We start from the raw sequence: 24,906 nt of genomic DNA, 5'->3' as shown, positions 1-24,906 counted from the left end.
TTTGAAAGCGTAAAATCAACGAAAGTCTGAATTTTTAGGTTTTAAACCTAAAATTCAGACTTTTCTTTTTATAAACCTATCTGCCCATCCAGCCGCCATCAACTGTTAAGATTGTGCCATGAACATAATCGCCTGCTTTTGAAGCAAGAAAAACTGTCGGACCTTTAAAATCTTCTGGAGTTCCCCACCTACCTGCAGGAATTCGAGCTAAAATTGACGTACTTCTATCTTCATCTTCGCGTAAAGCGGTTGTATTATCTGTAGCAATATACCCGGGTGCAATTGCATTAACATTTACGCCTTTAGCTGCCCATTCGTTGGCAAAAGCTTTGGTTAATGATGCAATAGCACCTTTACTTGCTGCATAACCTGGTACCGTAATACCTCCTTGAAATGATAATAGTGAAGCTGTAAATATCACTTTACCACTTCCTCTCGCAACCATATCTCTACCAATTTCTCTTGTTAAAATAAATGGCGCAGTTTGGTTAACAGCAATCACCTCATCCCACATTTCATCTGGGTGTTCGGCAATTGGTTTACGTAAAATTGTACCTGCGTTGTTTACCAAGATATCAATTACAGGATGATCAACTTTTACTTTCGCTGCAAATTCTGTAACAGCTGCTCTTTTACTGAAATCGCATTGGTAAGCATAAAACTTTTTTCCTAAAGCTGTAACTTCCTTTTCTATTGAGCTGCCTTCTAATTCCAGACTAGCAGAAACGCCAATGATATCGGCCCCAGCTTCTGCTAATGCTAAAGCCATCGCTTTACCAATTCCTCTTTTACATCCGGTTACCAAGGCAGTTTTACCCGCCAAATCAAATATATTTAACATCTTATTTTATGTATTTGCAAAATTTATTTTAGTTCTGTTATTGCACAATGGTCCATATCTCCATAATCAAGATTTTCGCCTGCCATTCCCCAAATAAATGTATAATTACTTGTTCCAGCACCTGAATGGATTGACCAATTTGGAGAAATTACAGCCTGATCATTCTGCATCCAAATGTGACGGGTTTCTTGCGGCTGACCCATAAAGTGGCATACGCTTTGGCCTTTAGGAACTTCAAAATAAAAATAAGCTTCCATTCTTCTATCATGCGTATGAGCAGGCATGGTATTCCAAACACTCCCCGATTTTAGTTCAGTCATACCCATTTGTAACTGACAAGTTTGCAAAACACTATTCACCAAAAGCTTATTAATTATTCTATGATTAGCCGTTTCAGGCGCACCCAATTCTACAATTTCAGCATCGGCTTTACTTACTTTTTTTGATGGATAAGCATGATGAGCGGGTGCAGAATTGATATACAATTTAGCAGGCTGGTTACCATTAACAGATTCAAAAGAAACTGCCTTTGTTCCTCTTCCAATGTATAGCGCTTCTTTATATTCCAATTCATACGTTTCTTCATCAGCCGTAACAATAGCCTTTCCACCAACATTAATTATCCCCAATTCTCTTCTTTCTAAAAAGAAATTTGCTTTTAAATCATCAGGATTTGGTAAATCTATTTTCTGCCCTACAGGCATTGCACCACCAACAATATATCTATCAAAATGAGATAAAGTTAGGTTCACTTGGTTTGCTTCAAAAACATTTTCTATTAAAAAATTTTCTCTTAAGGCAGATGTGTCCATTTGCTTAACCTCTTTCGGGCTTTGAGCATAGCGGCTTTCGAATGTATTCATTGATTAAATTTGAGATTGATTTTGGGTTTGAATGATAATAGCAAATATATTTATACCAAGGCTAATAAGTGAATGATTGAGTAAATTACTACAAATTAACGTTAACACAACGTTTTTTATTAACATCACAATCATTACAAGAACACATTTGCTTACAAACTTTGTAACTGAATTATTTGTTAATCGATTGTATCCTATAATAATTAAGAAGCATCAATGCGTTTAATACAATTAACCTGTTTATTTTTAATAGCAACATTTCTATCGTGCAAAACTGGCTCAGTTAATTTATTTAAAGCTGCATCGCCACATGAAACCTATCAGCGTAAACTAATTACTGCAGGTTTGGAGAAAACCGCCTTAGGTTCTGCCTGGATTAATGCATCTACCTTAAGCATGCAAAAAGCTTTAAAGATAAATCTCCCTTATAAAGAAACTGGTTATTTTTCTGCCGAGAAGGCAAATGCTACAGCCTACAAATTTTCCGTTACAAGAGGAGCAAAAATTAACATATCGCTTAATAAGAAACCAGAAAATGGGGCTGCCATTTACCTTGATGTTTGGCGCTTACCTGTTGATGGTGAGGCTAAATTGTTAGCATCTGCCGATACTTTAGGCAACGATATTCAGATTGATGTGGATGAAAGCGGAGATTATTTAATCAGGCTACAACCAGAACTATTAAGAAGTGCTGAATACACTTTAGAGTTAACATCAGGTCCATCGTTAGGTTTTCCAACTAAAACAGGACGGGCAAATATCGGTAGTTATTGGGGCGATGGCCGAGATAAAAATAATCGTAAGCATGAAGGTGTTGATATCTTCGGCGCTTTTAGAAGCCCTGTTGTAGCAACCAGCAATGGAACAGTGACAAGAGTTAACGAAAATAATTTAGGCGGTAAGGTAATTTGGTTTAAGCCATCCGGTAAAGATTATACACTTTATTATGCCCATCTTGATGAGCAAATTGCTAAAGAAGGTGCCCAGGTTTTAGCAGGCGATACTTTAGGATTGATGGGAAATACCGGAAATGCCCGTACCACACCACCGCATTTGCACTTTGGTATTTACACTTTTGGTGGCGCTATAGATCCACTACCATTTATAAATCCTACAATTAAAACTCCTCCAAATGTTGCTGCCCCACTTTCTAATTTAAATAAAACTTTAAAAACTTCAGGAAAAGCTAATTTGTTGGATGGCAATACTACAAATGCATCAAAACTTACGCAGTTGCAAACCGGAACAATTGTTAACGTTAATTCGGCGAATGGAAACTATTACAAGGTTACTTTACCCGATGGGAATATTGGTTTTATTAAAAGTGCTGAACTCACACAAATATCAAAACAGAATAAAAAAATAAAGGTTACCAATACAAGCACCGCGATTTACGATAATCCAGATGCGTTAGCACCAATTAAGGGAAATTTACAAGCAGGTATAAATGTAAATGTATCGGGTAATTTTGGAGATTATAACTTGATAATTGATGAAGAATCAAATACTGGTTGGATAAAAAAATAGAAATGAAAATATATCAGCAAGCATTTGCAATACGAGAAAGAAAACGAGGATTTCACTTAATAACGGATGAAGTTGTTAATGCCTTCCCTGAAATTGGAAATTTAAAAATCGGTATTTGCCAGGTTTTTATTCAGCATACATCAGCTTCGCTAACCATAAACGAAAATGCAGACCCCACTGTAAGAGTAGATTTCGAAATGTTTTTTAACAAAGCTGTACCCGAAAATGATCCAGACTATGAACATGATTACGAAGGTTCTGACGATATGCCTGCACATTTAAAAGCCGCTTTACTTGGTAATTCAGTTACCATTCCCATTAGAAACGGCAAACTAGCTTTTGGCACGTGGCAAGGCATTTATCTTTGCGAACACAGGAATTATGGCGGAAAACGAAATATAGTTGTTACCGCTTGGGGGGAATAAAATATCCACAACTACTATTTATCAGGAACCTGTTCTCGTATTTCTTTGTGATTGTCTTGTATGGAGTTTCCTTCGGTTTCTATTTCTATTTCTTTAGTTGTTACTGCGTAGTGCGATGGGTGAATTTCTGAACCATATGCAATTGCAAAAGCTTTGGTAAACTCTGCTCCGAAGTACAAAATAATGGATGAATAATATGTCCACAATAACAAGATGATTAATGAACCTGCTGCACCATAAGTTCCACCAACATTACTAGAACCAATATAAAATGATATGGCAAATTTACCTATCATAAATAAGACTGCTGTAACAACAGCACCAGAAATTACATCTCGCCATTTAATCAAAGCATCTGGCAATACCTTGAAAATTACACCGAAAATAAGCGAGATTACACCAAGCGTGATAATTTGATTAATGATATAGAAAACTACGACAGATACACCTTGAAAACGGGCTTGCAATCGCTCATTAAACCCTTCCAAAACTGCAGTAAGAGAAAGAGAAACCAATAAGATAAAACCTAAACTTATTATCACTGAAAACGATAAGAAACGGTTTTGTAACATCTTCAACCAATCTCTTTTTGGTTTAGGCTTTAAACCCCAAATCATATTAATAGAATCCTGAATATCGCCAAAAACCGTTGTAGCACCAATAAGCAGGGTGATTAAACCGATGGTAAAGGCTACTGTGCTTTTTCCATTTAGATAAGCTCCTTTAATTATTTCTTGTAACTCTAACGCAGTATCCTTCCCTAAAAAACCAGCCAATTGCCCATAAACCTGACCTTCTGCAGCTTCTCTTCCTAGAAAAATACCACAAAGTGAGATGATAACCACTAGCAAAGGCGCCATCGAAAAAACCGTATAGTAGGCTAAAGACGCACTTAATTTTGTTACTTTATGAGTAGTGAAACCCGTAAAAGAAGCTTTTAAGACCTCCCATATTCCTTTTATTGATACTTTCTTCCTTTTCATAAATGCTCAGGCTGATATATATCACAACCGAAGATTTTTACTTATTGTTTGAAAAACCTCAATAAAAGATTAGAAAAGAAGATTAATTGAATATTCTCAAACCTTTTAAAACAACTAAATTGTGAACATTTACAGGTATTATAAATGACGAATAATAATTCAATTTTTACCTTACTTAATTTTTATCCAGGCGACAATATCATTGATTAATGTTGCTGATACACTGGAGAATGATTGGTACTGAGCACCTGTCCCCTTTTCAACTTGCTGACTTAAAAGATGATTTAATTCAGGATAAAATTTAAACTCTGCATTTTTGTTATTTGCCAATCCGGCTTTCCATAAATCAAAATCCTGCTTAGAAACCTGATAATCATTTCCGCCTTGGATAACGAAAATTCGTGGTTTTGTTAATTTTTGTGCAGCCGCAACTTGATTGTAATTGTTAAGGTCTATCCAGTAAGAAGCAGGTAAACCCAATATTATCGAATCTGGCTTAATCGTACCCAATTGAGTTATTCTACCTTTATCAATTTCTTTAATCGCCAAATCAAATTGTGCTTTTGCATTCTTGGCAGTGTCGTTTGTTTTCTCGAACAAATATTTGTTTTGTTCTTCAATCATATCGGTCAATTTCCTTGCTGGTGCAGCGGCCAAAATAATACCACCTAAATCAGGAACAGCGGTAGCAATTCTTGGGGCAAGCATTCCGCCTAAACTATGACCGAAAAGATAAATGTTTTTCAAATCAGCACCTGGAATTGTTTTGGCCATAGCCAGTGCCGATTGCGCATCATCCAAAACTTCCTCTTTAACCGTAAAGGCTTTTCCAAATTCGTAAGGATAAATTAAAGTTCTTTTAACATATCTGATAGAGCCAATACCTTGAGCAGCCAATCCTGCTGCTAAATCTTTAAATGGCTTATTTGGACCAACAGTTTCGTCCATATCACCAGGACCAGAACCATGTACAAAAACTACCATTGGGAAATTTTTATTGTTTTTTGGCGTGGTAATCACCGCAGCAAGTTGGTGCTTACCATCTGTGATGTAAGCTTGCTTTTCTGAATACAATGTTGTATCAGCGTACGATGGTGCTAAGTATTTTGTAACTGACGGTTTCGGAGCAAGAAAAAATCCAACGATCTTTTGCGTCTTGTTAAATCCTAAAATGAAATTCTGAGAACCCCTTTCAAACTCACCTTCTACAGTTACAGCAAAAAATTCTCCTTGGGTTTTACTTTGGGTAGCATCCAATGCTTTAGCCTTACCTAAACTCTGGTTGATATCGGTCCAAAGTTTTTTTAATTGCTCTTCTGATAATTTTGCTTTCACAGTTTCATCAAAATTGCTGTAGGCTTCCGTATATTTTTCCTCTGTCAAAAGTTGAAAAAAGTTGTTGGCACTATTAAAAAGACTGATTACGTTTTGAGAGAATGATGCTTTTGATATAAATAATAGCACAAATGCTACTAAAATTACTTTTTTCATGAATGATCTGGTGTATAAGTTGTTATAGCGATAAACCAAAGTTAATAATATTTGATTCCTAATTTATTAAATTATAACTAATTGGTTAGTTTTTTATTAAAACTGTTGTAATTTCTTCAACTTATCTTAATCAAAAATTTAAACTGTTAAAAAATCAATAAAAAAATGTGTTGCTCACAATAGTTAAAGATTTAAGCGTTTATGTATGTGAGAGCGTTAATTTAGATGACGGGGATGCTGCTTCGGCGGAATCCCCGTTTCTTTTTTTACAGCTGTCTTCCATCAAATTATTATATAAACAAAAAAGAGACAATTCTTTAAAATGTCTCTTTTAGATATATGATAGAGTTACGAATTTTAGTTTTTTATTTCATGCACATTCGAAGTGTTTTGAAAATTATTTGAGAAATTTTTGAACTTGCTAGGTTTTAAAATTACCCATAAACCTAAACCTATTAGCACCAAAGCAGTTGTAATTTTCGATAGTTCAAAATCTAAAATGGTGATATCTCTCAATGTAAATATTGCACCTATAATCGTTAATGCCAACCAGCCACTACCTTGGAAATTTTTACGATAACCTATCCACAAACCAGCACCGAGCATGATGGTATGCCAGCTTAATACCCAATGCGGTATGTCAATTCCAGTATTTCGCAGCAAGAATACAGAGCCGATTACAATGATTAAAATGCCTAAACCCATTTGTTTATCTGCGTGGTTTTTTTTGATTAGATTTTCCATGACCTTTGTTTTTATATATCAAATGTATCACGAAAATGAAAGCTGGAGAATGGCTTTTCTTTAAATTACTTTAATTTATCGGTGAGTGAAGCAAAAGTATCGGTAGAAATATTCGGCTGTTTTTAAGGATTAAAAAAATATCGGTGAAATAAATTACGCATCGTCATGTGGCAATCTTGATAACATGAATTCGATTCTTAAACTTAAATTTTGCTGTTTCATCGTCTTATTGATTATACGACACGTCTTGCTGAATATATTTCAGCATCTTTCCTGCAAATAAGACCCTGAAATAAATTCAGGGTGACGTTAACTAAAAAAGCTTTTAGAAAACATTTGAATACTTTTCTTCATTACAAACGCTCTATTCTGTGATTTCTGTGTTTCTGTGGCAATCTTGATAACATGAATTCGATTCTTAAACTTAATATTTTGGTGTTTTATTGCCGTATTTCTTTTACAACACGCCTTGCTGAATTTATTTCAGCTTCTTTCCTGCAAATAAGACCCTGAAATAAATTCAGGGTGACGTAAACTAAAAACAGCTTTAGAACACATTTGAATACTGTTCTTCATTACAAACGCTCTATTCTGTGATTCCAGTGTTTCTGTGGCAATCTTGATAACATAAATTCGATTCTTAAACTTAAACCTTGCTGTTTTATCTCCGTATTGCTTGTACGATACGTCTTGCCGAATTTATTTCAGCATCTTTCCTGCAAATAAGACCCTGAAATAAATTCAGGGTGACGTGAACTAAAAAAAGCAGCTTATTAATAATGTGAAGGATAATTAATAATCGAACTCAGCTTATTATTCTGCCCGCCCTACTCAAAAACTAAAATTTCATCGCCCTTGGCCATAATTACTTTACTTGTTAAGCCGATAAATAATCCATGAGCCAGCAAGCCATCAATTTGATTTAAAGCAAGTGCAAGTTCTTCGGGCTTATCTAATAGTCCGAAATCAACGTCTACAATATAGTTCCCATTATCACTTACAAAGGTTTTTTCATCCATTTTTCGTAATACAGCTTTTCCATTCAACGCCGCTAATTGATTCAAAACATATTGTAAGGCCAGCGGAACAACTTCAACAGGAACGGTAAATGCACCGAGCCTATCTACTTTTTTTGATGAATCGGTAATTATAATTGAGTTCTTACTTAACGAAGCAATGATTTTTTCTCTAAATAATGCTCCACCTCCACCTTTAATCAGGTTGAGCGATTCTGTAAATTCATCGGCGCCATCTATGCTGATATCTATTGAGCCTAAAGTTTCGAGTTTCAAGATTGGAATGCCTAAAGAAAGAGCCAGTTCTTCGGTTTTTACAGAGCTTGCCGCAGCTTTTATTTTTAAACCAGCCTGAATACGCTTAGCCAATTCTTCTATTGCAAAAGTTGCAGTGCTGCCTGTACCTAAACCAACAACATCATTATTCTTAACAAATTGAAAAGCAGCCTTTGCAGCTGATAATTTTTCTTGGTCTTGCTTATTCTTATCGATGCCTTCCATAAAAGTAAAAGTAGAAATTTAATATTTATTTGCTGCGGAAACCAAAAGCGACTCAGCTATTTTAAAGAATATCTATAAAAAATAATCTCTACACAATAAATCCGTTTTACAGCGTTTATATATTCGAGAGCGTTAATTTAGATGATGGGGATTCTGCGAAAGTGGAATCTCCATTTCTTTTTTAATGCAGTTTACAAATCCTTATAAACAAAAAAGGCTGATGTTTCCATCAACCTTTAGTCATTCAAAAATTCAATATAATTATAACAAATTAAAACCTTCCAACTAACGAAACCCCATAAGTTTTCGGATTTCCTAAATGTGCTGCTCCAAAATCGTAAGCATAATCTATATAAGTTTTATTGCCAAGGTTTCTTCCCCAGAAAAACAAATCGAATCTCTTGTTTGATACACCCAATTTAGCATTGAACAAGTTATAACCCTTTTGCTCAATTTGATTTGCTAAATCATAAAACTGATTGCCCGTAAACAACCATTCTCCACGGGCAATTAAATTTATTTTTGATGATTTATCCAATTCATAAGCATATTGAAGCGCAAGCATCGAAGTAATTTCGGGTGTGTATATTTGTCTGTTGCCATTTAAATTTACTGTGGCACCATTTTGAGGCAATTGTAACGAAGTGTATGTTGCATCTGTATAACCAAAATTATAATCTACATTTAAGCCTTTAACGGGCTTCGCAGAAAGTTCTAATTCCAAACCTTTACTTGTTAGTTCGCCAGCATTTCTGGTAATGGTAACGGCATCTGGCAAAACCAATACGGGAATTTGCGCATCAGTTAATTTGATATAAAATGCGGCAATGTTGATGCTCAAGCGTTCATCTAGAAAAGTATTCTTTGAGCCTATTTCGAAATTATTACTGTATTCAGGTTTGTAAGCCACTAAAGGTAAAACCGATGGATCAGAACCTAGCTGTGTAATACCTCCTGCTCTAAAACCTCTGCTGTAGCTTGCATAAATAGTATTATTATCTTCAATTGAATACGCTAAACTAAATTTTGGGGAAAAAGCTTTGAAATTTGCTGTTGCTGCAGTATCGTTTTGAGTAACAACAGGATCCATGCCATCCATTAAAAATTCGCCTAAAGCAGTTTGTTTTTTATGTTCGTAATCGTAACGTAAACCAACTGTTGCCGCTAACTTATCGGTGATTGAATACGTTATTTGTCCGAATGCAGCCAAACCATAACTTTTACCTGTATTGGTATTTAAGCTGGTAAAAAATGGAAATGGTGCGCCAACCAAAGCTGCATCAGCACCAAAATATGTTCCTTGTTTTACCGGACTATTCTGATGAAAACCATATAAACCTGCAACCCATTTTAAGTTTGAATTATTAGAGGCTGGAGAACTTAGTTTAAATTCTTGCGTGTAAACCTGAACTTTATTAAAGTCTTTTCCATAGTTATTTACAATGGAAACACCATCTATCGGAGAGAAATCGCCATCTATTGGTTGTGTATAATAACGGTAATTTGATTGATAAGCAGTTTGAGAACTAAAATTTATTGATTCGCCAGCATAATTAGCAGATAATGAAGTATTAAATAAGTTATCTACCATTTTTGTTATTGCATTCTGATTCAACACAAATGGATTTTCTAAAGCATCGTTAACCGAGCCCGCTAGCGGGAAAGTACCATTATTACGGTTTTCGTTGTGTTTAACATTTAAGATTAACGCAAATTTATCGCTTGCTAAAAACTTTAAATAATAGTTACCTAAATAGCCGTGAAGTTTATCAAATTTAGAATTGTTAAAAGAATTGGTGTAAAAACCATCCATACGATTGTACAAACCCGCAGCTCCAAAAAATAATTTGTCTTTTACCAGAGCCGTCCGAATGCCTGCACTATATCGCTGCTGACCATAATTACCTACATCAACACCAGCAAAACCTGTGGTGTAATTAGAAGGCTGTTTCGTAATGATGTTAATTACACCGCCCATTGCATTCCTGCCATATAAAGTTCCCTGTGGACCACGCAACACTTCTATTCTTTCTACATCGAATAAAGATGCGATATAAGTATCCAAACCGAATTGATTTACGCCGTCTATGTATGTTGCAACAGCAGGATCGTATGATGTTGTTCCGATCCCTCTTATTGAAGTTATGTTCCGACCATCACCAGGGTTACTGCTGTAAAGGTTTGGAACAATCGTAGCTAAATCACGTGTATTTTGAATTCGATAATCTGTTACTTTTTCTGCAGTAAATGCAGTTATCGCTGAAGGAATATTTTGAATATTTTCTTCGGTTTTTTGAGCCGATACCGTTACTTCATCCAATCTGGAATTTGATTGCTGCAATACCACATTTAAGGTTTCATTGCCATTAACAAGTTTAACAATAGTAGCATAACCTATTGCACTAATTCTTAAATTTATCTTGCCTGATGGTACATTTTTTAACTCAAATTCGCCATTAGAATTTGTTACCGTACTTAAATTTGTATTTAAAACCTGAATATTTACAGCAGAAATTGATGCAGCATTTGCATCTTTAACTGTTCCTGTAATTTTACTTTTTTGCTGTGCATTCACTGCAAAGCAGATTAACATACTTATGCCTATCAACGATAAGATTCTTTTCATTTTTTCGCTCTATCCTTTTTAAAATAAAACGGCTGGCGTTTCCACCAACCGTTTAACCAACTAAACTAACTATCTTTTTTTTATTTATCCAATGAATTAATCCATGCAGCAATTTTTAAAGCATCGGCCTTAGTTACCTGAGGCATTGGCGGCATTTCTGTTGAATAACCCGGCCAGTTTTGTGGCTGAGGATTATGAATTAAATTATAAATTTTCTCTGGAGAATACTTGCGCTTTGCAATTTCCAAAAACGGCGGACCGATTTGTCTTTTGGTGGGATTATGACAAGCCAAGCAGGTATTTTTTGTTAACAATCCTTCTACCTCTTTATACGTTGGCGATTTTGCTGATGCTAATGTTGCACTAACTTTGGCCGGGGTAGTATTTGTAGCACCTTTTGCTTCTGGTTTAGTTCCTGTTGATGCCTTTGGTTTAGCAGAAGGTTTAACTGGCGTAGCCGAAGCTTTCGGTCCGGATTCTGAATTTTTTGTACTCACCTCACTCATCGGTAATTTATCCCCATCAGCAATTTGATTTAAGGTATAATATGCCACAGGATGAACCAAAGAATAAAAACCTTCTTTATCACGAACACCATCTAAAGTTAACGTGTGGATATAATACTGACGAAGATTTGGAATGATAAGTCGTGCTTTCATACCATCGGCTGAAACTTTTACACCAGTGATTTTTAAGGTTTCTACATTTACCGGAGGCGAACCATAAACCGGATGATATTTATAAATAAAACTTTCTGCTGCATACGATGCCAAATCTTCTGCTGATTTACGATCAACAGGTTTTGTAAATTCAACCTCAAATCCATCTGGCATTGAACGAACAGCTTTCATTTCGAAAGGCACTTTGTTGTTGTAAACCAAGCGTTCTAAACCTTCGTTTGCATCACCAGCCGAACCCCAACCACGATTGGTTTCCCCAACAAATAATGAACCATCAGTACCCCAGGCTAAACGTAATACACCAGAACGAAATCCTTTTCTAAATAAGAAAGCAGCACCCTGTTCTTCGCCTTTTACGGTTTCAAGGAAAATTCTTGAAATAATACTCATGCCTTGATCGCCAGCTAAAATTTGCCCTGCAAAAGGACCAAAGGTATTTTCTGGAATTTTAACGGGTTCTGATGATGAAATGCCTAAGATGCCATACGGCAACCAAACAGAAGGCAATCGCAATTCTGGAAAAACTTTCTTCATATCAAAAAGCGTTTTAAAAGTTTCGTTAACTCTGTTTTCTGGTTTGATGTATCTACCTTGTTCGTTCTTAATGCGGCGTTCATCTATATTAGCGTAGAAAAAATCTGATTGTAATTTCACAGGAGAATCTGGTCGGTCGGTCCATTTTAAACTCGCCGGATGACCCATAAAATCACCTTTATTTACTTTCCATAAACCGCCTGACCCAACCCAATCGCCTTGGTTTTCGGTATAATAAAATTGATTATCAATCATGCCAATACCAGCAGGAGAACGAAAGCCAGCTGCATAAGGAGTCATTTTACCATCTTCGGTAATGTTCATTGCCCAGCCACGCATTGGCACCTTACTTTCTCCCCTCCACCATTCTTCATCGCCAAAAGCTACATTCGCTGTTACCAGAAATGTTCCATCAGCAGCTATTTTTGGTCCGAAGCTATATTCATGGTAATGACCGCTAATTGGCCATGCATAAACCGTTTCATAAACATCGGCTTTGCCATCCATGTTTTTATCAACCAGCTTGGTTAATTCGCCACGTTGCGCAACATAAATTGCACCGTTCTTTTGGGCTATACCTAAAATTTCGTGTAAACCAGTTGCAAACTTGCGGAAATAAGGTTTCGTGCTTGTTGGGTTTTCAACAATCCAAACATCACCTCTTCGGGTAGAAATTCCTAAATCTCCGTTTGGCAAAGTAACTAAACCCCCAACTTCTAAAATTGGTCCTTCTGGTACACGTACTTTATTAATTCTGAAAAAATCCTCTTCCTTTGGTGTTTCCTGGGCAAAAAGCGCAGAGCAACTTAGGCTTAGCGCCATCATTGCTAATGTTTTAAATGTATATCTCATCGTAATACAGACTAAAATAAAATAGAGTAATTCAATTTGCTTCCAATTGCTATAATCAGTTGCTTTTTACCGTCAACAGCTCTAACGATTGGCTTTTCGCCATTTGGAAATTGCAGATAATATGCTTTATCATCAACAACGTATAAGCCTTTCGCCACTTCATTTATGTCGGCTACTTCCCCTAAAAGCAAGTATAAATCTTTAGCAGGCTGCTCTAAAGTAACCTCTCTTGATAAACCTTGTCCGTTATCCAAAACCTTTACTGCATCGGTAACTTTATTTCCATAAATCTGGTATTTAAATTCCGGGCGATCTTGATTATCCATTACATAACCTTTAGTACGAAAGCCTGTCCCTGCGGTATCGGTCACCCAAGCTGCATCAGCAGTTGCCAATTTTGAAATGGCCATTACCGGTTTTTTTGTAAAGCGGGTTACGCTGCCTAATGGGCGAGATGTTCCGTTACCGCGACCATCCCACATTGGGGTTGCATCTAAGAAACCTCCGTGCCAGCCGTGTAATAATGTTCCATTGTCTAAATCGTAACTGTAGGCGGTTTGCTGCGGACTACCAACTGAAATTGCATGTACAGAACGTACGCCCGGCATTACATCAACAAAACTTCTAATCATGGTATTAGCTGGTGCATCTACATAAATTGGATCTGCTCCACCTCCGCCACGACGACCGGTTTGTGCAGCTGCTGCTGGAAGATCAGTAATGGAAATATTTCTGAAAGCTATAGAACCATGGTCGCCTTGAATGCGGATTGGTGCCATTGCTTTTTCTGTTCCATAACCACCTCTTGTAGGACCCCAAAGTTCTACGTTTTCGTGAATGGTAACACCGTTTAAATCAACACTAATTAACCTAGCGTTTGCTATTTTTTTACCCGATCCATCAAATTTTGGTGCCTGAAAAACAATTTTAATGTGCTGCCATAAACCTGGTGCTTTACTTGCGTTTTGGCGTGGCGCAATACCACCATAACCTTTTTCACCTTCGGGTTTATCATTATCCCAACGTTCGTACAAGCCGCCGTTGTTTGATGAAAGTGGATTTTTAACTGTCCACGAATCTTCCAATTGTATTTCGTAATTGTTTTGTAGATAAATGCCAGAATTGGTTCCCTTTGCTGTAAGGTAATCCAGTTCTAAAACCATGTCGCCATATTCCTTTATTGTCGTTAAATCAAAACCTACCTTTTTTGGTTCAGAGATGTTTAACAAAATTCCAGTTCCTTTCGTACCTTTTATAGAATTTAGTTGATCTAGATTTACGGTTACATCGCCCACTAAAGACCAAGAATTTCCGGGTTCTTTAAATGCTGATAAATCGGTAAGTGGAATGTTGGGTTGTTGGGCTAATGCCATGTATGTTCCAAGCAACCAGATAAAGGCTGTCGACCCAATTTTTAAGACGTTAATCTTCATAATATTTGGTTTAGTTAATAGTGCTGTATTGGATAATCAATTTAGTGATTAATCTATCAATGTATGCCAGATTAAACTTGTCGAAATCTAAAGTTTTCGACAAGCTTATCAGACAAATAATTTTATAGTTTATTTTTCTGTAGATAATGAATATGGGAAATCTACCGGATTTGACCCTCTTGTTTTGTTAGGCGTTGCCGACATATTAAAATTTAAAACGGCACCTTTTTGCAAACCACTGTGGCTTATCCAGTTTTTAGAGTAGGGTTTTCCATCCATTTGTAGCGATTGAACGTAACGGTTTTCATTACTATTTGCAGCAGCATTAATTACAACAGTTTTCCCATTTTCTAAAGTTAGCGTTACCTTTTTAAATAAAGGAGCTCCTAAAACATACTGATCTGTTGCGGGCGTTACCGGATAAAAACCCATTGCAGAAAATACATACCAGGCAGAAGTTTGTCCGTTATCTTCATCACCACAATAACCATCTGGAGTTGCTTTGTACATTCTATCCATAGTTTCACGAACCCAATATTGAGTTTTATATGGAGCACCACCGAAATTGTATAAATAAATCATGTGTTGTATAGGTTGATTACCGTGAGCATATTGCCCCATGTTGGCAATTTGCATTTCACGAATTTCATGAATTACACCCCCGTAAGCACTTTCATCAAATACAGGTGGCATGGAGAAAACTGAATCCAATTTGGTTACAAACTTTTCATGTCCGCCCATAAGCTTGGCCAGGCCATCCACATCCTGAAAAACAGACCAGCTATAGTGCCAGCTGTTGCCTTCTGTAAAAGCACCACCCCATTTAAACGGACTGAAAGGACTTTGGAATGTTCCATCTTGATTTTTTCCACGCATTAAACCCGATGATGGGTCGAACAGGTTTTTATAATTCATCGCCCTTTTCTTATATATTTCTATTTCAGAAGCAGGTTTCTTCAACGCCCTTCCTAATTGGTAAATAGTGAAATCATCATAAGAATATTCTAGAGTTTTTGCTGCGTTTTCATTTACCTTAACATCAAATGGTACATAACCCAACTCATTGTAATATTTTACGCCGTTACGGCCAACAGCTGCAATCGGTCCTTCGTTATTGGCGCCGTGTTTAAGTGCTTCCCATAAGGTATTAATATCATAACCACGCAAACCTTTAATGTAAGCATCAGAAACAACAGAAGCAGAATTATTGCCAACCATAATGTTTGCATAACCCGGGCTACTCCACTCTGGCAACCACCCACCTTCTTTATAATCATTAATTAAGCCTTCCTGCATTTCCTTATTTATTGAAGGATACACAAGATTTAAGAAAGGATATAATGCTCTGAAAGTATCCCAAAAACCTGTACCGGCAAACATATAACCCGGTTTAACTTCACCAGTATATGGGCTCCAGTGTACAATTTGGTTTTTAGCATCTAACTCATATAATTTATTTGGAAAAAATAAGGTGCGATACAGACAAGAATAAAAAGTACGCATTTGGTCTATTGAACCGCCTTCAACAGCGATTTTGCTTAAGGTTTTATTCCAAACGGCTTTTGCTTTAGCTTTAGTAGCATCAAAACTATCACCAGCCAATTCTCTTTTTAAGTTTAACTCTGCTTGTTCAAAACTGATGAAAGACGAAGCCGTTTTTGCAGTAACTTTTTCTCCTTTAGTGGTTTTAAAACCAATTACTGCACCTGTATGGTCGCTGGTAAGTTCTAAATCATTTCCAAGAGTTTTTCCACTCCAGGTTTTAGCCAAAGTAAAATCTTTATCGAAGTAAATAACGAAGTAGTTTTTAAAATTTTTAGGTAGAGGTCCACGAGCATATTTGGTTGTGTAGCCAATTATTTTTCTTTCTTTCGGAAAAATTTTAATGTACGAACCTTTGTTTTGTGCATCTACTACAACGAAAGAACTATCGGTTTTAGGAAAAGTAAACCTAAACTGAGCAGCTCTTTCTGTTGGTGTCAATTCTGTTGTAACATCAGCATCAGCTAAATAAACACTGTAATAATAAGGTTTTGAAACCTCTGCTTTGTGGCTAAACCAGCTTGCACGTTCGTCATCAGCAAATTTTAATTTTCCAGTTACCGGCATAATTGCAAAAGCACCGTAGTCATTCATCCATGGAGAAGGCTGATGTGTTTGTTTAAAACCACGGATTTTATCGGCATCATAAGTATATGCCCAACCATCTCCCATTTTACCAGTTTGTGGAGTCCACATGTTCATACCCCAAGGCACGCCAACAGCTGGGTAAGTATTGCCGTTTGATAAACTTGGTTTTGATTGAGAGCCCATCAAAGGATTAATCCATTCTACCGGATCGGTTATTTTGCCAACTTGTTGTGCAAAACTTCCTGTTGCTGCAAAACTTAATAAGGCGATGAATAATTTTTTCATTATTTATATATCAGTTTATGTGTTTGCTGTTTATCTTTTTTCGTTGTAAACCTGAAATTCTGCCAGTTGTACCTGCCCATCAAATTTATCTATCAGTATTCTAACTTTTTTACCCCAAACCCTATTGAAGCGGTGTATTTTTATTTTAGATGCATCTGTTCCGGATACGATTGGTTTCCAAACTCCGTTTTCGCTGTACTCCAACCGATAAGCTTTTATGCCTGGCTTTTTTTCGGCGATAACAATCATATTGAATGGCTTATCCCTTTCAAAAGTAATTTCATACCATGGTGCTTTAACAGTAGCATTGGATAACCATGCAGTGCTGTAGCTATCATCATTTGCAAAATCCATTATCCACATATCATCGCTCCAGCTTGCATTAGCAGGTTGCTTTTTAGCAATGTTAGATGAAATAATTGGTGCTGCCGATACAGGTAATGCAGGAAGTGGACCATCATTTTTCCATTTTTGTCCTATTTCCTTTAAAGTTGCCAATGCATTTGCATCAATTAATCCATCGCGGTTTGGTGCAACATTTAATATGAAGTTACAATAAGCCATATTTAATGGCTTCAAAATCCCATCTACCAATTCGGTAGCCGTTTTTGTGGGTGCTGTTGGGAAATCACTTTCCCAAAACCATGCGGTATTAATCGGTAAGCAAGATAACGCTGGTAATTTATTGCTTTCTTTTTGGATATGCTGACCAGCACCTTGCTCATAAGACTTGATATCGGTATAATACAGAGCTTCTGCAGGATACTTTGCTGCATTTAAATCCATCACCAAACACTCGGGTTGGATTGATTTTATTAAGGAATATATTTCTTCAAATGGAACATCATCGTACGAAATTCTCGACCATGGCGCATCCCATCCATCAATAATTAGTGCATCTATTTTACCATAATTGGTTAACAACTCTCTAATCTGAGCTTTAATGAAATCAATTTTTTCGGGCGTAATTTGGTTGGGACGGATTTTATGATGTGTATCTAAAATAGAATAGTACAACATTACTTTTAAGCCAGCCTTGCGGAAAGATTCGGTATAAGCTTTTACAACATCTTTTTTATAAGGACTATTCATTACACTATAATCCGTTGTTTTGGTATCCCATATTGCGAAACCACTATGGTGTTTGGTTGTTAAACAGCCATAACTCATATTTGCCGATAAGGCAGCCTTGGCCCACTGATCGGTATTTAGTTTTTTAGGATTAAATATGGAAGGTGATGCTTCCGGATCTGCCCAATCCTGATCCATATAAGTTGGAATGTTGTAATGAATGAACATACCAAAACGAAGATCAAAAAAATCTTGCTGTCGCTTCGCCAAGCTTACCGTTTGCGCCATTATAATGGTTGACCACAAACTTGCTGCAACGAATAATATTAAAGATTTAGTAATTGGTTTATACATATCGAGCGGTTGGATATTTAAATTTGAGGATTTTTAACGTAGTCTGCCCAAAGTCCATCTAAATCTTTACCTGTTAACTTAGTCCAGATTGCAGATGTATAAGTATGATCTCTTAATGAAGCATCAACAGCTTTAATCGTTCCTGATTTAACATTTTTTTCAATCCAGGTGAAAAATCTAGCGGTAATACGATAGCTGTTTTTGTAAGAGTGCTCAGGTTTTAAATCAGGCATGGTCCATTTAGCACCAGGATTATCAACACCAAATTTTGAACGAACATAGTCTGCAATGCCTTCTGTTAACCAACCCGGACCAACACTTCTGCCATAATCCTGAACTATGTGCATTACTTCATGCGTTACAACATCAATATCTTCAGGATGCTTAACCATCCAAATCGAACTGAATGTTACCTTTCCATTACTGGTAGCTGCAACACCTTTGTAATTGGTATCAACAGAAAATTTTACTTCTTTTAATGTATTCGGATTATACTCTTTAGCTAATTTAGGATAAACCTCAAAAAAGGATTCTATTAATCGTTTCTTTAACTTCGGATCTAATTCAGCAAAGTTGCTTTCGAAACTTAATGTGTAGCCTTTTTTCTTAATGATTTCCTGAGCTTTTAATTGCGTAAGAGGAAGCAGTGCAACAAAAAATAAAATGCTAAGTAAGTGTATTTTTTTCATGTGTTTAATTTTATGTCTGATATTTAAGTTCTGGGCTATAGATTATTTACCGATAAACAGTAAAGAATAAAAATATTGATTTTAATTAACTACTAAATGGTTTTACCAATCTATTTAAAAAAAAGGTTTTACCCTTTATTAATAAAACTTTTTACCTCATTGCCTAAACTTTCGGTAGTATTTTCATGGCGGAAAGTTACATCGCAACAGCTTGCCGCACCAATCAGTGCTGCATGTTCTTTTAGCTTCGTTACCCTAATATCTGCATCAATTGCATTGCCCTTTAAAGTTGCAATTAATTCGGGAGAAAATGCAGCAAATGCACCTGATATATTACCACCAATAATTACCACATCGGATTTGTTTTTTTTGATAACCGGCATTAAAAACTGGGCTAGATTATACCCAAACTCCATAAAAACTCTGGTGGCAGAATAATCAGTAGCTGTTAAAGCCGTTAATTCTTTTACACCTGCAACAGTATTATTACTAAGTTGCTGGTAACGTTTTACAAACCATCGGGTTGATAAATAATCTTCGGCAATGCCATTTAAAAATGGTGAATTCCATAAATCAGCATCTTTTGCCACGCCACCTACGCAATAGGCCGAACCCAGTCCGGTGCCAAGTGTTAAACCCAAAACATTTGAATTACCACGACCGGCTCCACCAAAAACTTCACCTTGTAAAAAACCTGCAGCATCATTAATAAATTGAATGTTTGCAGCATCAATGTTTAATCTTTTAGATAGTTCATCTTTAATGTTTACACCATAAAGCGCTTTAAATTTATCTTGATCTTTTATTAGTGATATGCCTTGTTCATAATCAAACGGACCTGGCATGGCAATTCCAATTAACTTAACATCACTTGGTGATTTTTCAAAAGCCTTGGTTATAATTTCACACCAAGCGGTCAATATTACTTCTTTACTTTCCTGCGAATCTATTGCATTACGTTCAATGGAATTGTGAACGATTGTTCTAGTTTCTAAATCTACTAACGCCGCCGTGATGTGCGAGCCACCTATGTCTACACCTAATGCAACAGGTTTTTCCATTGTATCTATCTTGTCTTAATAATTACTCCCCGCAATATCCCAAATCACCTCAGGCATTGCATTTATTTGCTTAAAGAAAATGGTTTATCTCCTTCTAATTGTCCTCTACTAAAATTTGGCTTGCTATCCATTTCTAATTTAAGCGTACCACCTTTAACAATATCGCTATGCGATAAAAAGTTGCGAGTATAGTTATTTCCGTTCAAAGTTGCCGACTTTATGTAAATATTTGTCGAGCTGTTCGATGAAGCTTCTATTACAAATTTTCTTGAACCGCCTAAATTAATTGTAATTTTATTAAACATCGGACTGCCGAAAACATATTCGCCACTTCCAGGTGTTACACTGTAGAAACCTAATGCGCTAAGAACATACCATGAAGAGGTTTGCCCCTGGTCTTCATCACCAGGATAGCCATTTTCTGTAGCGTTGTATAATTTTGTCATGACATTTCGAGCATGAAACTGAGCTTTCCATGGCTCGTTTGCATAATTATAAAGGTAAATCATGTGTTGAATGGGTTGATTTCCATGAGCGTATTGCCCTAAATTTGCCATAACCATTTCGGTCATTTCGTGAATCATACCGCCATAAGTTCCAACTTTAACTTTATTCGGCTCAGTGAAAACTGAATCCAGTTTTGCTACAAAGTTTTTATTCCCACCCATTAAATTAATCAAACCTTTGGTATCTTGAAAAACCGACCATTGCCAATGCCACGCATTCCCTTCGGTAAATGGCCCACCCCATTCTATTGGGTCAAAATTTGGCGACCAGTTTCCATTAATATCCCTACCTCGCATAAATCTTGATGAGGCATCATACACGTTTCGATAATTGTACATTTTATCTTCAAAAATATCCATGTATTTTTTATTCCCGGTCATTTTTGCCAATTGATATGCACAGTAATCATCATAAGCATATTCTAAAGTTTTGGCAGTAGCTTCACGGTATTTCGGGTAAGGAACATAACCCAGTTCATTGTATTCTTTAAAACCATCTCTGCCATTTGCCGGTCCCCATGGCCCTTTATTTGTTACTTCGTGAAGGTAACCTTCTAATGCTTCTTCCGGATCGAAAGTTTTGATGCCTTTTGCCCATGCATCAGCAAAAAGAGAAATTGCATGATTTCCAATCATACTTCCACCCTCACTAGGAAAAGACCATGATGGCAACCAGCCGCATTGTTTGTAAGCATCTAACATCGCCTGCATATATTGCCCATGCATTTCTGGCTGTACCAATGTGTTTAGCGGAAATTGCGCCCGAAATGTATCCCAAAAACCGGTATCCGTAAACATATATCCTGGATGAACTTTACCATCGTAGGGACTAAAATAATAAGGTTTTCCTTCAGCATTTAACTCATAAAATTTTCTGGAGAAAAGACTGGCTCTGAAAAAACAAGAATAGAAAGTTTCTTTATCTGCTTTAGATCCACCTTCAACTAAGATTTTACCTAAAGATTTATTCCAAACTGCTGCAGCTTTAGTTTTCGTTTGTTCTAAAGTTTGGTCATTACCTAATTCGTTTTTTAAATTTAGTTCTGCTTGTTCTAAACTGATATAAGATGATGCAGTTTTTACCTGAACATTTGTACCTGCTTTAAATTCGACATAAGCACCTTTGCCAAATCCTTCCGCAATTACAGAATCTGCATTAAGTACATTGTTTTTATTTTCCCAAGTTCCGTAAGATTTTATCGGCTTATCGAATTGAATAACGAAATAGCTTTTCCATTCTTTTTTAAATCCTTGGCCGTTACTTACATAACCGGTAATTTTATTTTCTTTCGGATAAATTTTAACGCCGCTGGTGCGGATATATCCATCTAAAATCAGGTAGCTTTTTTTCCCTTTCGGATAAGAGAAACGAATGTGTGCACCACGTTCTACAGGAGAAATTTCTGTTGTTATCTGATTATCGAACTTTACTTTATAGTAATTTGGCTTGGCAATTTCGTTGGTATGGCTAAACTTAGCTTCACGCAGGTTTTCATCAACAACCAGATTATCTATCATGGGCATCAAAGAAAAAACCGCGTAATCGCGAGTCCACGAGCTGCATTGATGCGCTTGTTGAAAACCACGAATTGCATCCTTAAAATATTGATATTTCCAACCATCACCATTTTTTCCGGTTTGTGGTGTCCAGGTGTGCATTCCAAAAGGTAAAGCTGTTGTTGGATAAGTATTTCCCCGGGTTAATTCATGCTTAGAATTCGTACCCTGCAAAGTATTAACATACTGAACCAAATCGGTTTGTTGTGCAAACACATTAATGCTCAGCATGCAGAAAACAACAATGAAGGTATTTTTAAATTCCATTTTACGGGCTGACTTTAATTTTTAACACCCCACTTATCAGCCAATAACTTTATAAAATATCCACCAACTACACTCCTGGCCTGAAAACCAACTTTAGCACCAGTTGTTGTTTCATGCCAATCGTTAAGTGGTACTCTGCTCTCGGTTTCATTTGCAAACTTGTAAATCGGCTTAACAAACTTTTGAAAATCAGCCTGATTATCTGCAAGCGTTGCCGTCCACATAATCCAATCAGATTTGGTGTAAGTTTTACGACTATCCAATGGTAAACCAAAAGCATTTTGCTTAGTTAAGTAATAATTAATTTCCTTTTTATAAACAGTTTCAGGGAAAAGTTTTAGTCCTAACAATTTATCCCAAACGAGGTTATATTTCTGGCTCCAGGTATTCTTATCATTAAAGGTTAAGGCGAAATGATCACCATCATTTGCCATTTGCTGCCACTTTTTCGCCATATCTAAAGCAATATTTCTATACTTCGAAGCTTCATCTGTTTTACCAAGTTGTTGTGCCAATTGTGCATAAGCACCAAGTGCCACAATCGCTTTTACCGATAAATTTGCATTTCTGGCAAGATGACCAGCAAAATCATCGGTACACAATTGGTTGGCTGGATCAAAACCTTCTTTAGATAAATAATTTGCCCAGATGGACATCGTAGGCCAATGTTTCTCGGCATATTTTGCATTGCCTTGCGCTTTAGCAATTGCAGCAGTCAAAATAATCATATTTCCTGCCTCCTCAACCGGCATATCTTCGCCATAAGTTTGGCCATTTGCAAAAGGATAAGTTCCTAAATCGTGTGCCGGATAAGGTTTCTTCCATTTACCACTTTCAGAGTAAAAGAAAATTCCGTTTAGCATTCCAGTTAACAATTCTGGATTGTACAATAGATATTGGGGAGCAGATGGATAAGTAACATCAACAGTATTAATAAAACCACCACTAAAGTTTTCTTTAGATAGAAATAAAATATCGCCATTTGGCGCATAAGCAATTTTATGGGCGGCAATGCTTTGGCGATACGCTAATTCACATAGCCCTGCATATTCTTTACCACCAGCTTTCTCCGCATCAGCATATAGTTGTGCATTAAATTCGCTGCTTTTTTTTATAATGGATGCATAATCCTTTTCTGCATTTGCCAATTGTATTTCAAACTGCTCACCCGGTTTTTTCCAAATAGGAAGCAGCTGTGTTCCAAAATATTCAACAGATTTAAGATCATCATAACCCATCATTAAATATTTTTCTACCGGATTTGATGTAACTGAGCCGAAAGGTATAACACTGCTAAGGTTTAGTTCTTTTCCATTCGCAGCATCAGCAGTTTTAGCATATTTTCCATTTAAAAAACCAGCCAAACTTTCGGTCTGCTTTGTAATATATTGAGTTGCTTTAAATTTCTCAGGAACAGCAACGTACAAATATCCCCAGTCTATTCTTATATCGTCGCCCTTTTTCTGCAAAACCGGTTGCTCTGTTGTTCCGGCGCTTAAAATAGAAAGATTACTCACGTTACTTTTCCTGGCTGTAACTTCCTGATCTGGCGTATTTACAGCGATATTAGTTGATGCACTAAAATACAAATCGACTTTGTGTGCTTTACCATCTTTAGATTTTACTGCATAGCTGATATAGCTGATTGGCCGGGCGGTAAGTTTGATATCAGTTAATAGCAAAGGAGACGTAAACGTAACATCCAAATCCATTTCACCACAGGTGAAATTGTATTTGGTAGATGTGGCTTCAACCTTTACATGGTTTTGTTTAGCCAAACCAACAGATGATTTTTGAGGTACTTCTTCAACGATTCCGGCATCCAGGTATCTTCCACCAGCGGTGTTTTTTACGTGAATGGCCAACAAGTTTTCGCCGGCTTTTAAAACTCCTTCTTCAATAGGAATGTAAATGTACTCGTGTACCCAACCTGTTTTTTTATAAATTGATTTACCATTTATGGTTACATCAACATCATCATCATGGTTAAGCTTTAAATATTTTTTTACCGCAGATAATTTAGCGATAGAGAATTTTCTTCTGTAATATAAATCGTTGCTATCCCACTTGGTTTTAGCCAATTTATCATCGCCAAATGGCGCTGTTCCTTTTTGCCAGTTGGCATCATTAAAAGAATTTGTAAACCAATTTTCACTGGGTTTATCGAATGTATAATTTGCCTGGTAAGCTGCTTCATCAGCTGCCGGAAGTATTGTTTTGTATGTTTTTGATTCGGCACCTAGGAAGCGATAAAACTTATCATCAACTTTTAAAACACCAGTTAAAGATTGATTTTTACCTGTCCAGTGTTTTGTAACAGATTGATTTAGTTCATCTCCGAAAGACCAGATGCTAAAGTATGTATCATGCGTAATGAGCGGATATGCAGGGGCTTTATCCTGAGCATAAAGTTGAAATGTGGTTAGGAAGCTTAATATCAGAAATGAGTAGTATTTTTTCATAAATAATG

Annotated in this window: 17 protein-coding genes; 2 read left to right on the top strand and 15 right to left on the bottom strand. The window is 36.5% G+C overall.

Features of this window, described 5'->3' with window-relative positions:
* Positions 1-76: 76 nt before the first annotated feature.
* Together D7004_RS04375 and kduI are read right to left on the bottom strand one after the other, a co-directional pair.
* Positions 77-841: an SDR family NAD(P)-dependent oxidoreductase gene (locus tag D7004_RS04375; RefSeq protein ID WP_123204657.1), complete on the bottom strand. Its 765-nt coding sequence runs from the start codon at positions 839-841 to the stop codon at positions 77-79.
* A 23-nt stretch (positions 842-864) separates the two neighbouring features.
* Positions 865-1,704 carry a 5-dehydro-4-deoxy-D-glucuronate isomerase gene (kduI, locus tag D7004_RS04370; protein WP_123204656.1) on the bottom strand — a complete coding sequence of 280 codons (840 nt, stop codon included), beginning with the start codon at positions 1,702-1,704 and terminating at the stop codon, positions 865-867.
* A 216-nt stretch (positions 1,705-1,920) separates the two neighbouring features.
* Between kduI and D7004_RS04365 the strand changes: the two genes are divergently transcribed.
* Positions 1,921-3,231 carry a M23 family metallopeptidase gene (locus tag D7004_RS04365; protein WP_123204655.1) on the top strand — a complete coding sequence of 437 codons (1,311 nt, stop codon included), beginning with the start codon at positions 1,921-1,923 and terminating at the stop codon, positions 3,229-3,231.
* Between the two features lie 2 nt (positions 3,232-3,233).
* On the top strand, positions 3,234-3,656 hold the full coding sequence (locus D7004_RS04360) for a secondary thiamine-phosphate synthase enzyme YjbQ (RefSeq protein ID WP_123204703.1): 423 nt from the start codon (positions 3,234-3,236) through the stop codon (positions 3,654-3,656).
* Between the two features lie 14 nt (positions 3,657-3,670).
* Here the strand turns inward: D7004_RS04360 and D7004_RS04355 are convergent, their stop codons facing one another.
* The 13 genes from D7004_RS04355 to D7004_RS04295 all read right to left on the bottom strand — a co-directional run bounded on the left by D7004_RS04355 (position 3,671) and on the right by D7004_RS04295 (position 24,898).
* Positions 3,671-4,639, bottom strand: coding sequence for a YihY/virulence factor BrkB family protein (locus D7004_RS04355; RefSeq protein ID WP_123204654.1), 969 nt, complete (start codon positions 4,637-4,639; stop codon positions 3,671-3,673).
* A gap of 171 nt (positions 4,640-4,810) precedes the next feature.
* The gene (locus D7004_RS04350) at positions 4,811-6,130 is read right to left on the bottom strand and encodes a DUF3887 domain-containing protein (protein ID WP_123204653.1); all 1,320 of its coding nucleotides are present in this window, start codon (positions 6,128-6,130) and stop codon (positions 4,811-4,813) included.
* 357 nt (positions 6,131-6,487) lie between these two features.
* Positions 6,488-6,874: a LiaF transmembrane domain-containing protein gene (locus D7004_RS04345; protein WP_123204652.1), complete on the bottom strand. Its 387-nt coding sequence runs from the start codon at positions 6,872-6,874 to the stop codon at positions 6,488-6,490.
* Positions 6,875-7,701: 827 nt separating this feature from the next.
* Positions 7,702-8,391: a ribose-5-phosphate isomerase RpiA gene (gene rpiA / locus D7004_RS04340; protein ID WP_123204651.1), complete on the bottom strand. Its 690-nt coding sequence runs from the start codon at positions 8,389-8,391 to the stop codon at positions 7,702-7,704.
* Between the two features lie 271 nt (positions 8,392-8,662).
* Entirely contained in the window at positions 8,663-11,017 is a 2,355-nt protein-coding gene (locus tag D7004_RS04335) for a TonB-dependent receptor (RefSeq protein WP_123204650.1), read from the bottom strand.
* An 80-nt stretch (positions 11,018-11,097) separates the two neighbouring features.
* Positions 11,098-13,083: a c-type cytochrome gene (locus tag D7004_RS04330; RefSeq protein WP_123204649.1), complete on the bottom strand. Its 1,986-nt coding sequence runs from the start codon at positions 13,081-13,083 to the stop codon at positions 11,098-11,100.
* An 11-nt stretch (positions 13,084-13,094) separates the two neighbouring features.
* Complete coding sequence (locus D7004_RS04325; protein ID WP_123204648.1) at positions 13,095-14,516, bottom strand: 3-keto-disaccharide hydrolase; 1,422 nt, start codon at positions 14,514-14,516, stop codon at positions 13,095-13,097.
* Positions 14,517-14,645: 129 nt separating this feature from the next.
* Positions 14,646-16,931, bottom strand: coding sequence for a GH92 family glycosyl hydrolase (locus tag D7004_RS04320; RefSeq protein WP_123204647.1), 2,286 nt, complete (start codon positions 16,929-16,931; stop codon positions 14,646-14,648).
* Between the two features lie 30 nt (positions 16,932-16,961).
* Positions 16,962-18,356 (bottom strand): alpha-L-fucosidase, encoded by a 1,395-nt coding sequence (locus D7004_RS04315; protein WP_123204646.1) that lies wholly within the window; start codon positions 18,354-18,356, stop codon positions 16,962-16,964.
* A gap of 17 nt (positions 18,357-18,373) precedes the next feature.
* Entirely contained in the window at positions 18,374-19,045 is a 672-nt protein-coding gene (locus D7004_RS04310; RefSeq protein WP_123204645.1) for a basic secretory protein-like protein, read from the bottom strand.
* A gap of 128 nt (positions 19,046-19,173) precedes the next feature.
* Complete coding sequence (locus tag D7004_RS04305) at positions 19,174-20,106, bottom strand: ROK family protein (RefSeq protein WP_123204644.1); 933 nt, start codon at positions 20,104-20,106, stop codon at positions 19,174-19,176.
* 62 nt (positions 20,107-20,168) lie between these two features.
* Entirely contained in the window at positions 20,169-22,436 is a 2,268-nt protein-coding gene (locus tag D7004_RS04300; protein WP_123204643.1) for a GH92 family glycosyl hydrolase, read from the bottom strand.
* A gap of 14 nt (positions 22,437-22,450) precedes the next feature.
* Positions 22,451-24,898: a glutaminase family protein gene (locus D7004_RS04295; protein WP_123204642.1), complete on the bottom strand. Its 2,448-nt coding sequence runs from the start codon at positions 24,896-24,898 to the stop codon at positions 22,451-22,453.
* Positions 24,899-24,906 lie beyond the last annotated feature (8 nt).

The organism is Pedobacter jejuensis (genome assembly GCF_003725795.1).
GTDB lineage: Bacteria > Bacteroidota > Bacteroidia > Sphingobacteriales > Sphingobacteriaceae > Pedobacter > Pedobacter jejuensis.
Note: the sequence above shows the minus strand (reverse complement) of the source record. Positions and strands in the feature narration are given on the sequence as shown.